Consider the following 12,953-nt stretch of genomic DNA (forward strand, 5'->3'; position numbering starts at 1 on the left):
AATAAATCTTATGAAAATACTTGTCACCGGCGGAGCCGGTTTTATCGGCTCGAACTTTATCCACTATTGGACAAAAAAATATCCAGCTGACCAAATTGTTAATTTGGATAAATTGACCTACGCGGGGAATCTATCTAATTTATGCTCAGTGGAAAAAAATCCACACTATAAATTTATCCAGGGGGACATTGCGGATGAAAAATTGGTGGAGGAGTTATTTGCGACGGAAAAATTTGATTTGGTTGTGCATTTTGCGGCGGAAAGTCATGTCGATCGTTCGATTCTCGATCCAGACGCTTTTATCCAAACTAATATTATCGGCACGCATAATCTTTTGCGCGCGGCGCTCAAAAATAAAACTCGTTTTCATCACGTTTCGACCGATGAGGTGTTTGGCTCTCTGGGAAAAACCGATACGGCTTTCAATGAAAAGACCCCCTACGATCCGCGCAGTCCCTATTCCGCTTCAAAAGCGGCTTCTGATCATCTGGTGCGGGCCTATTTCCATACCTATGGTTTGCCCATCACGATTTCCAACTGTTCCAATAACTACGGACCGTTTCATTTTCCGGAAAAACTGTTTCCACTGTTCATCACTAATCTCCTGGAGGGCAAAAAGATTCCGCTCTATGGCGATGGCGGTGCGGTGCGCGACTGGCTCTATGTCGAAGACCATTGCTCGGCGATCGACGCCATCATCCAAAAGGGCAAGATCGGTGAGACCTATTGCGTCGGGGGAAACAGCGAAAAAAATAACAAAGAAGTGACGGAGCAGATCTTACAACTGATGGGCCAGGGCGAAGATAAGATTGAATACGTGACAGATCGGCCCGGGCATGATCATCGTTATGCCATTGACGCGACGAAAATTAAAAACGAGCTTGGCTGGGAGCCAGCCACGACATTTGAGGAAGGTTTGGAAAAAACGATCGAGTGGTTTCGGGAAAATGAGGCGTGGTGGAAAAGCATCAAGAGCGGGGGATATCAAGACTACTATCAAAAGCAATATGGAAAATAAAAAAACGAAAGTGCTCATCATCGGGGCGCAAGGGATGTTGGGGCGGTCGCTGGCGGAAGTTTTTTCCGGCGATAGATATGAATTGCTACTTTGGGACCGCGAACAGATTGATGTGGCGGATGGAAAAATGGTCGCGACGCTTCTTGAAAAAGAGAAGCCGGAGCTGGTCATTAACGCTGCAGCGCATAACGGCGTGGACAAGATTGAGGAAGATGACGCAACGTTTGAACTGGCCAAAAAAATCAACGGCGAAGGCCCATTGAATTTAGCACTGGCGAGCAAGGCAGTGGGGGTGGTGCTGGTGCATTTTGTTTCGGACTATGTTTTTGATGGCGTAAAGGGTGAATACGTCGAAATGGATCTGCCTCATCCTATTTCTCGTTATGGCGAAACAAAACTAGCGGGGGAGGAGAATGTGCGAAAAAATTGGGAAAAGCACTATCTCATCCGCACTTCTAAAATTTTTGGCCCGCCGGCGATTTCAGAAGGAGCAAAGAAAAGTTTTTTTGAAGTGATGCTCGGACTAGCCAAGACGAATGCAAGCCTCAAAGTTGTGGACGCGGAAAGGTCTTGTTTTACTTATTCTAAAGACCTGGCAGTGGCAGTGAAAAAACTGTGGGAAGAAAAATTTCCTTTCGGGATCTATCATATCGTGAACGAAGGACCGGAAACTTGGTACTCTGCACTCCAGAAAGTTTTCGTGATTGCGGAACTCCAGAATGTTGAAATCATTCCTGTTTCGAGCGATACTTTCCCGCGACCAGCCAAGCGGCCAGCATCATCGGTTTTAAAAAATACTAAATTCCCCAAGCTTAGGAATTGGGAGGATGCGGTGAGGGAGTGGATGGGTAAGTAAATTTCTAAATCCTAATTTCTAATTTCTAAACAAATCCCAATTTCCCAATGACCAAATTTAAAAAGTAAAATCTAGCCTGAAAAAGGCTGGATTTTTTTATAAAAAAAGAGACCCATGAAAAGTGCAAGGACTCCATGGGTCAAATATATTTTTACGCTATCTCGATTTTTTACACAGAGTTCTGTGTGAATTTTTTTCGAGACATCGAAATTTGTTCGTCCCTGTCAACAGGGCTCTTGGGTGGAAATCCTGTTGACAGGGTATGTACCCAAAAAAGGAGGAGTAAATTGGGTAGTCACAATTTAGCACACTAAATTCATTCCTGTCAAGTCTTTTGCGTTGACAAAGCCCTAAAAAGGTGCTATAATGGTAATACAGTGGATTGAGAAGGGGAATAACAACGGGTGAAAGCCCGTTTTTCTTTATTTCAAAATTCACTAAAATGGTGGGGGAAACACCAACATGAAACAAAATGCACAAAAACTGAATAAATATGTCTTAATAATAATCAGCCTGGGCTGGGCTTTAGTTTTTGTTTCATCGGTGCAGGCCAGTGAGATCAGTCCCGAGAATGTGATCAAATATGTCAATGAAGCGCGGGAGAAGGAAGGACTGCTTGATTTAAATGTTAGTGAAAAGTTAACTCAGGTAGCGACGGACAAAGTCAATGATATGGTGGCACATCACTATTTTGCCCACACTTCACCAGCTGGACTCAATCCTTGGCACTGGTTTGAGCTCGAGGGTTATGACTATAAATATGCGGGAGAAAATTTGGCGATCAATTTTACCACAGCGGAAGCGGAGCAAGCAGCCTGGATGAAAAGTCCAACCCATAGGAAAAATATTTTAAATGTAAATTATCAAGAAATCGGTGTAGCCGTGGCGGCGGGGGAAGTGAATGGGACGATGGGAATTATCGCTGTGCAGGAATTTGGAACACTGGCGCATCCCGGCGCGGGTAGCGAGAAAAAAGATTTTGCTCCCGTCAAGGACAAGGCGATCCCTGTGGATACAAAATTCGTGCCAACTGTGCTTTCGACCGGTGATCAAAAAATTGATGAAAATCTAAAAAGGGTTGGAGAGGAAATTGTCGGACAAAAAAATAATTTACCGTCTGCTGGTGCGACAAGCGATTTTTTCTGGCTAGTTATGTTTGTGGTGATCATCTTGCCGATTGCCCTGGTCAATGTTGTTTTTGTGGGAAGACTTATCGGTATCCCTTGGCTCAAAGAAATATTGCAAAGAAGCTATTCTACAGCAAGGGCGAATAATCCGCAGGCATATTTTCGCAAACTCAAGGTTAAAAACTATGAAAAGTATCGGATAATAAAAGTGAGAATAATTACAACTTAATAGTCAGCTGTTTATCTCTCGCCACTTCCACGGAAAATTTCTTTGAAACTGGTGGGGGATAAAAACAAAAATAAAAAGAGGAAAAACAAAAAATAAATAGCAAAAACAAAAAATCCCTAAAAAAGGATTAACATAATAAGGCTAGATTCCTTGCCTTTTTCCTCGAAAGAGGAAGAACACATAAAAAGAGCGGTCTGGGCGTCATCGTCCAGGCCGCTTTTTTTGTCTGGTAGATTTTTTTTAGATCTTGTGATATAGTCAAATCATAATTATTAAAATTAATCTATGGATGCTATCATCTCGCTCGTGCTTCCCGTGTTCATCTTTTTGATCTTGCCTGGTTTTCGGGTGGTCCAACAGTATGAACAAGGAGTCGTTTTCCGTTTCGGAAAAATAATTTCCAGCCGTCAGCCGGGCCTTAATTGGATCATTCCTTACATCGACCGGATGCGCAAAGTGGATTTTCGCACTGTGACGATGCCGATCGCTCCGCAAAAAATCATCACTAAGGATAATGTTTCAGTCGATATTTCTGCCGTGGCCTACTACAAAATAGTGGACGCGGAAAAGAGTATCGTGTCGATTGAAGATGTGAAGAGTGCAATCAATCAGATTGCCCAGACGACAATCAGAAATATCGTCGGACGTTTCCAGTTGGATGAAGTATTGTCCGAGCGGGACGAGATTAACAAAGAAATTCGCACCGTGCTTGATGCTAATACGGAAACTTGGGGCGTGGTGGTGTCAGTGGTGGAGATTAAGGATATCGAGTTGCCGGAGAATATGCAACGGGCGATGGCCAAGCAAGCGGAAGCAGAAAGAGAGAAGCGAGCCAAGATTATTGCCGCGGAAGGAGAGCTTTTGGCCAGTCAGAAATTGGCCGAGACGGCGGACGTGATGGCGGCGCATCCAATTGCGCTTCAGTTGCGTAATTTGCAGACAATGGCGGAAATCGCGGTGGAGAAAAATTCAACCATCATTTTCCCAGCCCAGTTTATGGGCACGGTCAATGAGATTCAGAGATTTATGACTAAGGAGAGTGTGAGATAGCTTAGGATAAAAATTTTAGTTTCACGACGCCTCGATCAACTCGGGGCGTTTTTTGTTTGACAATTTTCTTTTTTTAGGTTAGGATTAAAAATCTTTTGAATGAACATTAACAGAAAAAAAGGGGGGAAAGTATGGAGAAAAGAGTCCTTTATGTCAAAGACAGCCGGTCTTTTTTTAGCCGGTCGATTTGTGGCATTGTTAGCCAGATATTTGCTGGCGGGTGGGAGATCGATGTGGTCAAATCTCCGTCCGCGGCGCTTGGGCTTTTAGAAAACAAATCTTACCAGGTTGTAATTTGCGATTTCAATTTTGGGAAGCGGGAAATCAATGGTGTCGATTTTTTGTTTCGGGTGAGAGAAGTGAATCGCGACACGGAAACGATCCTTGTTGTCGGTGAATTTTATCGGCAATCGCCAACTCTAAAAATTGATGAACTGAAAATAGGGCTGGCGGTCGATTTTTTCTGGAAAAAGATCGGAAGAAGTGAGAAGATAAGAAAGCGAGGAGAACAAATCCTTGCGCAACTTTTCCAGAAAAACAAAAGGATCAATGCGGCGGGCGTCTTTCACTTGCCGGAGGATCGGGGGAGCTGTGTCTCAGGGTGTCCGTGTTGTCAGCGGAGAGACGGACATGCCTGATGCTTTGTGAAAAATATGCAAAAGGGAAAAAGGTGAACGTGCCTGGTTCCCTTTTTTCTTTGGGAAAAAAAAGTTGCATAATATTTTGCTGGGTGTATGATAAAAAAATAACAACAAATGTGTCAGACAAACAATCTTTCAATAGGGAGGTAGAGATGAAAGTAGCTGCGATTTGTGAAGAGTGCAAGGGGAGATGGGGCTGCTATAAGGATGATAGTCTTATAGCGAATGGGCTCTGTTCTTATTGTGAAGCAAAGGATTGTGTTTATCTGTTCCTTGAAAAATGTACCCATGCTCGTTCGAGCTTGGACTTAAAAAATAAATATGGACAAATGGAAATATTACCGGCGCAATTGTAAAAAATAGCAGAGTTGAAAGAGGGGGAGCGCAAATGTTGAAAATGGAAGCGTGTAAGAACTGTTTTGGAAAAACCGGTTGTGTTTATGCTGGTTGTCTCAAGTCCTGTGTCCATTGTGCGCAAGAGTGTGAGTTTGGACGCGGGATGTGTTCATGCCATTGCTGTGAAAGACCGCCATTTGGCGTATCTTACAAAGGTTCTAGCGTTTTAGGTTTCATTATGTGGTCGGGTTTCGTGTAGATGCGAAACGGGGAGGTTGATATGCTAAATGTAAAACTTTGTAAAAAGAGGGATTGTAACGGCCGGATCGGCTGTGAAGAAAATGGCAAGTTGATCGTAACTTGCCATGATTGCCAGGAAAAAAAATGTTCAGCAGGAGTCGCGGAATGTTTCTGTGATTATCCAAAGGATTTTCCAAATTTCGCGTACTTCGGCCAGGTATATCATGCTTAGACTAGACAGCAGGGGGAGGACCACGATCCTTTCCCTGTTTTAATTTTTCGAAAAAAGCTTTTCTTGGCTTGATTAAACCGGATCAGTGTGCTAGAGTCTTTGGAGAGCCTGAATCGAGGCTTTTTGTTTTTTCAATAACCATTGCGACTGCAAAGGAGGGGTGATATGTCTGAAAAGAAAGCGAAAAATGTCATCGTGGTTGATGATGAAGAGTCCGTGATGGAGCTGATCGGAGGTTACTTGAAAACGATCGGTTTCCGATTATTCACCTTCACGGATCCGAAAGAGGCGTTGGCTTTTATAATCGACACAGAGGAAGAGATTCATCTCCTCGTGACGGATTATAACATGCCAAAAACCAACGGAACCATATTGATGCAGGAGATGAGGGTTATGTCTCCGGGTCTCAAGACTGTCTGTATTTCTGGTCGGCAACGAGACGAAATTGACGGAGTGGAGGAGTTTGACGGTTTTTTGGAAAAACCGTTCTTGCTGAGCAAGCTCAGATCACTGATCGAAAATTTGCTTCAGTAATCAGGCAAGTTTTCAGGGCGCCCGTGTGAAATTTCACACCGGGCGTTTTTTCATTTCAGACAAAAAATTGCTTATACCACAAATTTTGCTTTTGTCAAGCCGTTGCGGGATTGCGTAATTTTTTACGCGGCAGTATAATCAAAATATAAAATACAATTGAATACTATTTGAGAGACTTTGATCCGCACTGTGAAATGATTTTTTTTCGGAAATGATTGGTTGCCCAAAGCGCGCGCGGGGAGTTGATTGGCAAAACCGGCTTGAATTATTTAGCAATTTTTTTGCTATTTAATTTCAGCCGGTTTTTGTTTTTTGAGAAATAAAACTAAAAATGAATCAGATGGAATTATTTTTTCGGGTGAGAAATAATGTTTCCGTTCTCAAGGGCCTGCCAATGGTTGCTACTTTTTTGTAGTTGCTGTTGGTGGGCTTTTTTTGTATTCTACGAATTACCTGCCTATGCTAAAGCTCCGGCAGGCAGGCGAATTTTTACGAATGTACAAATAATCCGCCTCCTCTTCCGAGGGGCGAAGGGGATATGAATCAAGCGGGTGAATAATTTGAGATTATTGAGTTAAAATTTTTGATGAGTATCCAATGAAAATAATAGGATTAAAATTAGTTGTTGTGTTGGTTTCCCTGGTTGCTTTGGCGGGGATTTCTACTTATGTGACAAAGGGCTATCAACTGCCGAATATTTTTGGTGGCGATAATAACAGCCATGAAGACACGAACGGACACGATGATGGAAATAATAACAACGGAAACGACAAGAAAGAAACAAAGGTTGATTTTAGGATTAGTAGCCAATGCCACTATTATAACTATGATCCGCAAAATTCCGTCGCTTTTTCAGGGGGAGATTTGGCGGGATATGTCGATGTTGGATGTTTTTCGGACGGTCAAGCTTTTGGCAGTTGGCAGGAAACTGGAACGAACCATCTGAATAAATTTTTCAATTTCGACAATATTAAGCCTGGTGACCGCGGTGAAGACGCGATCAGTTTTCACATTTTGGGCGATGATGGTTGCGGGCAGATCACTTTTGAAAACATAAAGGATGATGGAAATGATTGCACCGACTCGGAAACTCAGAGCAGTGATCAGGACTGCAAAAATAGAACACCGGGAACGCGAGAAAAAAGAGGGGAATTGGGAAAGGCTTTGCAATTTTCTCTTTGGCTGGATCAAGGACGGACGCCGGGCTTCCAAGGCAAAACTGATCCGGGTGAAGGGGATAATATTTTCAATGAAAAAGATGTTTTGATTTCCGACTGGAAAGATATTCGGGAATTTTCCACAGCTCTTGAGATCAGAAAATGTTTGCGCCAAGCGCGCAATAAGTTTTTCGATCTTTGCAAATCGGCAGATCCCAATGGGAGCGGGAGAAATACCAAAAAAGGAGTTTGCGCCGGACTTTCCACCGATGGCAGGATGGTTGATGGAACGGTCTATTATTACGGCCTAGCTTGGCGCTTGCCGGGTGAAACAGGGAATGAAATTCAGTCGGACAGTTTGGGATTTGATATGGCTTTTCAAGTAAAGAGCAACAGTCAATGCAGTGTTTGCCAAGGCAAGGATTATGACCATAATGCCAGATGTGATGATTAGGATATGGTTAGGGAGAAAATTTTCAAAAACAAGCAATTTTAAGATATGGGGTGAGCTCGGTAACTTCGCCTAAGGCGGACACCGAGGAACAAATTTTTAAAGGTCGAGAGAGGCAGACTACTCCTGAGTGTCTGGAATAATTAACAATTAATTAACTAGAAATAAACAATAATTTATGAAAAAGATAACAAAATCGCTTTTGATGATCACCGCGGCTGCGGCAATCGTGATCGGCGGAACAAGCGCGTTTTTTTCCAGCCAAAAGGCTGCCGTAAACAACACGTTCAAAGCAGGAACGCTTAATTTGCAGTTGGCAAAAGATAATCATGGCGTTCCAACTGGGGGATGGCAGGATGTGAGTATTGATGCTAATTGGAATTTTCCAGACATGGCTCCGGGAGAAACTCCTCAAGAGGCGACAATGTGGTTGAAAAACAATGGAAGTATTGACGCGAAAAAATTAGGATTCTCCATAACTAACGCTAATGATGATAATACTGGATTTGAAAGGCAAGTCCGTATCACTAAAATGACCTTTGACGGGCAAAATATGCTCCAAGGTGGTGCAGGTGCTGACCAATCAGTCTATGTGAAACCGACTCACTGCGATATCAATGTTAATCCTGGCGCATATTCTACTATCAATGCTGCTCTAGAATCTTTAGGATCAGCAACTGGTAAAGTAATTTGCGTTGGCCCGGGTAATTATACGACTAGCTATGAAACCAATGCAATCATAATTAATCAAGGTGTTACATTAGTATCCACCGATGGGCCTGGAGCAACAACCATTAGTGCATCAAGTACTACTGCAGGCGTTACCATCAATGCTGTCAATGTTACAATAAAGGGATTTACTATTGCTCCTGATAAAACTTTTGTCGGATATGGTGCAGCAATTGCAGTTAATTATGGCGGAGCTAAAATTCAGGATAATGTGATAACTGACGTAAAAGGAGATGGTCAGGGGACAATAAAAGGTATCCACGCCTTTACTGGATCTGCTTATAGTAATTTAGAAATTACGAACAATGTTATAAAAAATATTGCTAATACAGGCAAGGGAGCGGATGGGATTATGATTCAAGGTAAGATTAGCACAATAAATATTACTCACAACACAATCACTGATATTAGTTCAAATAATACTAATAATACATGGGATTATGCAGCGGGTATTGAGGATACGCCAACTAGCAATCTGGCCGATTCTTCGCCTCTAGGTTTGACGATTACTTATAATCACATTGAGAATGTAACTAGCGTAACTGAATTAGGCAGAGGATTCACAGTTGACATTGTGAATTGCAATGATTCGGTAAAGGGCACGAATAATTATGCCTACGCTGACCAGGTTACTTTTAAGAAGAATGATATAATTGGTATAGCAAATCCAATTACCAACAAGGATCAACGCACGACTTCTAATGGAACATTGAATGCAGAAGATAATTGGTTTGGTGATTTTACTCCTGTGGCTAATCTAGGTGGAGTGGCAAAGTGTGAGACTGGCGTTGTGAACACAACAAATTTTGCCGGTGGACCATTTGCTGGTTTTGTTGGCGGTACAGACCAAAATAGTAATGGTTTTGCCGATATGCAAGACTTGCGGTTGACTCCGATTGCTGGAATGCCAGTGGCCTTCGCTCATTCAGCGGAAAAACGTTTTGTGATGGGCGTGCAAGTTGACGGACCAACAACACTTGATAATTTTCAAGGCGCGAGTCTACACAATGTGGATTTGACTGTAACTATGTTGCAACAATAATCCGGTTTTCCAAAAAACAAACAAATTGAAAATTGATTTGGGCGTTTTTACCCTTGCGCATCTTCGGATGGGCAAGGGGATAAAGCGGGTCAATAAAATAATCCATGATTGATATTGCAATGCTTGGAAAGATATTCAAATTCAGTATGAATACGATTTTGTTCGGGCTTGTCGTTTTAGGCGCTCTGGTCGTTTTTTCGTCCGTGCCTTTCGCGGGAAACTATAAGGCGTTTATCGTGATGTCCGGTTCAATGGAACCGACCATCCACACGGGCAGTATCGTTTTTGTCCGTCCGGAAAAAGCCTATGCCGTCGGAGATATCGTGACGCGAAGATTCGCCGATTCCGATCTAACGGTAACGCATCGTATTTTTTCCCAAAAAGAAGTTGATGGACAGGTAATTTTTGACACGAAAGGGGATGCAAATGATGGCGAAGACAATGCAACAGTCACGTCGGCGGATATTATCGGCAAAGAAATCACTGCCGTGCCCTATGTCGGTTATGCAGTGGCTTATGCCAAGACGGAAATGGGACTGTTGCTCATTATTGTCATCCCGGCGGTGATTGTTATTTATGACGAGTTGAATAAAATCAGAACGGAAGTCGCTTTGATGCGAAAAAAGAAAAAAGAAGAAAAGGAGGCAAAAACACGAGTGGCGGAAGAAACGAAAATAACATTTCCGGAAAGGCAGTATGTGCGGGGGATTGTTAATGCGCCGGTTGAGAAGAGGAGAAAAATTGTCTAAAGGCGAATATGGAAAATATTATTAACAGTAGAAAAAGAATCAATCGTTCGATCAAAAAGATCGGAGTGGCTTTGTTGTTTTTGTTTTTTGCTTTGAGCAGTTTAAAAATGCCGGGAACTAATTCTTTTTTCACCGGGCGGGCGAAAAATAGCGGAAGTTCTTTTTCGGTCGGGACGTGGATTCCGACTTTACGAATGTCTGTGGATATCCCAATGCCGGAAGATGAGATTTACAAAACAAGGCCGTGTGTGACGCTCGACGCGGATATTAGCGGTGAACATTCCGGTATTACGATTTGGTATAAATTTTCAGATGATGGTTTATTTTCTGAGTGGATAAAATACGACGAAGAATGCGTGCTGATTCCTGATGGTAACCCGACCAATTTTGTGGCGCAAGCTATCAATGATGAACAACCGGAACGCTGGAAAAGCCAGACTGTTTCCGGCATTTTCAGGGTGGATACGACTGCGCCTGTTGTTAGGATTAACGCTCCGGCGCAGCCTTCCGATCTTTCCGGCACAGTAGCGGTGCGTGGTATGGTGACAGATGCCCATCCCGATCACTATTGGCTGGTGGTGGAAAATTCTTCCGGAACCCAAATCGCCGGACCGGGAACGGTAAATGATACCAGCTCTTTTTCGGACAAGAAATTTTTTGATTGGGATACGACCAAGGTGCCGGACGGAAAATATACAATCAAATTGGAAGCGCGTGACAGATTCGGAAATAAGTTGCCAAATCAATCGCCAGTGCTTTTTGACCCGAACAAAGATAATGATAGCGTAGATTGGATAGAGGTTAATGTGAAAAATAGTTCGGCCAAAGCGTCCAAGCCTGCAAGCTCTCCTATCAGTGCTCCAACCGCGCCTGATCCAGGACTGCAATTCCAAGAATCCGCAGATTTGGGTGTGCAAGGTGAGGCTGATGAAGTGCCGGCGGAAAAAAATGGTGAAGCTGCTTTGGTGCTAAAAGAGGCAGAGGCGCCAAGTTTGTCGGGAGAAGAATAGAGGCTTCTATAGAGGCCTCTATGGAAGCCTCTAAATTTTAGTAAGATTAAAATATTTTTTTCTTTTTTACAGCTGAAATTTCAGCTGTTTTTTTGTCGCCTAAATTTTTCAGCTGGGGATAACTCGCGAGACCATTTTTGTTTTTGCTGTGAGCGAAGAGTAAAAAGCCTCAACAGACGCAATAACAGCGCGTATAATTAAACCACAAATTTTGCCTTTGTCAAGCCAAAATTTGCTTGACAATAATTTGGCAATTGATAGAATAAAAACAGAAAGAAAAAAAATTACCAAAATACAGTTGAATAGTTATTCCTGATTTTCGAAAAATCCTGTTGCGTTTATTATTTTATAACAAACGGAGTATGGAGAAAAAAATGAAAAAATTTGTGAATATTGTTAGTGCGAACCAACTTTGAGCAGTCTGCTTTGAGTTGGTTTTTTTATAATCCGATTCGAATCTACGAATGAATGCGAATCTACGAATAAAAGAATAAAAGAATAAAATGCAAATTTAAATAGTGGGTGAGGAAAAATAAAAATAAAAAAGGTACCAAAAATAAAAAGTTGAAAAAGGAGGAATAACGTTGAAGCTGTAGTTTTACATAATGCTAAAGAGTTAGTCGGTGATGATTTCTTGAAGCCAATTTGGTCGCTTGTTTCCGTTTTTGGCGGAATAAGTTTCAGGAAGGAGCCAATAGCGAAACCGGACTGCGGGTCAGTGCCGGTTTTTTTGTATTCTACGAATTACCTGCCTACGCTAAAGCTTCGGTAGGCGGGCAAATATATGAATGAATAAAAAAAGTACTTTGAGATTTTTTTGGAAAGTCGACCACTTCTAGTCAGGGAAAATTTAGCTGACTTGTGGTGGCTGGCTTTTTGGATAAGCGGTTATAATTTAGGCCCCCTTTTCTTAAGGGGGCGTGCCCTCCGGAAACGGGAGTTTAAATCAAAGTTTGCTTATCATGGAAAGTATATCTCGTCACTTTTTGGCTAGTTAAGAAAAGTGACACCAGAGATCAGCTAGAAAGAGAGGTGCGAAATAAAATGAAAAAAATTACAATGCTAAGCGCAATCGTTTTTGCTTTTGTTATGACTGCTAATTTGGCGTTTGCTGGAACTGGCAATATGCAAATGAACAGCGTCCAAAATTCTGACAACGGAGTTTCTTCGATGGCAACAACTGGTGATAATTATATCAATCAGGCTTTCTCAGGTGGAGGTGCTTACGTTAGAACGGGATCAGCGGTATCTTATACAGCCGGTGTAGCTGCGATGAACACAAATGTAGCTGTCAATGGTGGCGCTATGCAAGTTGGCACCGTCAAGGGTTCCACAAACTATGTTCAATCAGGTGCTGGAACAGGAATGAATCAAATTAACCAGAACATGGTTCTTAGGGGTGGATCAATGGTGAATACCGGAGCAGCAGTTTCAGGTGCAAAGGGGATTTCTCTGATGAATACTAATGTTTCAGTCGGATGTCCTTGCACAACTAACACCTGCAATTCTTGCAGACGCTAGTTTTTTACAAAAAATTTTCCCAAGCGGAGAC

General features: G+C 42.5%; 12 protein-coding genes. All 12 read left to right on the forward strand.

Translation table 11 applies throughout. The annotated features are described in order from the left end of the window. Window positions 1-10: 10 nt before the first annotated feature. The 12 genes from rfbB to WC848_06405 all read left to right on the forward strand — a co-directional run bounded on the left by rfbB (window position 11) and on the right by WC848_06405 (window position 12,922). The gene (rfbB, locus tag WC848_06350; protein MFA5962275.1) at window positions 11-1,018 is read left to right on the forward strand and encodes a dTDP-glucose 4,6-dehydratase; all 1,008 of its coding nucleotides are present in this window, start codon (window positions 11-13) and stop codon (window positions 1,016-1,018) included. Further along, window positions 1,008-1,874 carry an SDR family oxidoreductase gene (locus tag WC848_06355; GenBank protein ID MFA5962276.1) on the forward strand — a complete coding sequence of 289 codons (867 nt, stop codon included), beginning with the start codon at window positions 1,008-1,010 and terminating at the stop codon, window positions 1,872-1,874. The genes rfbB and WC848_06355 overlap by 11 nt, the downstream gene beginning before the upstream one ends. Window positions 1,875-2,336: 462 nt before the next feature. Beyond that, window positions 2,337-3,230: a CAP domain-containing protein gene (locus WC848_06360; GenBank protein MFA5962277.1), complete on the forward strand. Its 894-nt coding sequence runs from the start codon at window positions 2,337-2,339 to the stop codon at window positions 3,228-3,230. Between the two features lie 285 nt (window positions 3,231-3,515). After that, window positions 3,516-4,280, forward strand: coding sequence for a slipin family protein (locus WC848_06365; protein ID MFA5962278.1), 765 nt, complete (start codon window positions 3,516-3,518; stop codon window positions 4,278-4,280). Window positions 4,281-4,411: 131 nt separating this feature from the next. After that, the gene (locus WC848_06370; protein ID MFA5962279.1) at window positions 4,412-4,918 is read left to right on the forward strand and encodes a hypothetical protein; all 507 of its coding nucleotides are present in this window, start codon (window positions 4,412-4,414) and stop codon (window positions 4,916-4,918) included. Window positions 4,919-5,537: 619 nt separating this feature from the next. Further along, window positions 5,538-5,729, forward strand: a complete 192-nt coding sequence (locus tag WC848_06375) for a hypothetical protein (GenBank protein ID MFA5962280.1) — start codon at window positions 5,538-5,540, stop codon at window positions 5,727-5,729. A 165-nt stretch (window positions 5,730-5,894) separates the two neighbouring features. Further along, on the forward strand, window positions 5,895-6,263 hold the full coding sequence (locus WC848_06380) for a response regulator (protein MFA5962281.1): 369 nt from the start codon (window positions 5,895-5,897) through the stop codon (window positions 6,261-6,263). Window positions 6,264-6,860: 597 nt separating this feature from the next. Continuing rightward, window positions 6,861-7,874 (forward strand): hypothetical protein, encoded by a 1,014-nt coding sequence (locus tag WC848_06385; protein MFA5962282.1) that lies wholly within the window; start codon window positions 6,861-6,863, stop codon window positions 7,872-7,874. 175 nt (window positions 7,875-8,049) lie between these two features. Then, window positions 8,050-9,642, forward strand: a complete 1,593-nt coding sequence (locus tag WC848_06390) for a TasA family protein (protein MFA5962283.1) — start codon at window positions 8,050-8,052, stop codon at window positions 9,640-9,642. Between the two features lie 146 nt (window positions 9,643-9,788). Further along, window positions 9,789-10,391: a signal peptidase I gene (locus WC848_06395; GenBank protein MFA5962284.1), complete on the forward strand. Its 603-nt coding sequence runs from the start codon at window positions 9,789-9,791 to the stop codon at window positions 10,389-10,391. Window positions 10,392-10,399: 8 nt separating this feature from the next. After that, entirely contained in the window at window positions 10,400-11,401 is a 1,002-nt protein-coding gene (locus tag WC848_06400) for a hypothetical protein (GenBank protein ID MFA5962285.1), read from the forward strand. Window positions 11,402-12,445: 1,044 nt separating this feature from the next. Continuing rightward, window positions 12,446-12,922, forward strand: coding sequence for a hypothetical protein (locus tag WC848_06405; GenBank protein ID MFA5962286.1), 477 nt, complete (start codon window positions 12,446-12,448; stop codon window positions 12,920-12,922). The last annotated feature ends 31 nt before the right edge of the window (window positions 12,923-12,953 follow it).

The organism is Parcubacteria group bacterium, assembly GCA_041659505.1.
Classification (GTDB): Bacteria; Patescibacteriota; Minisyncoccia; order Moranbacterales; family UBA2206; genus UBA9630.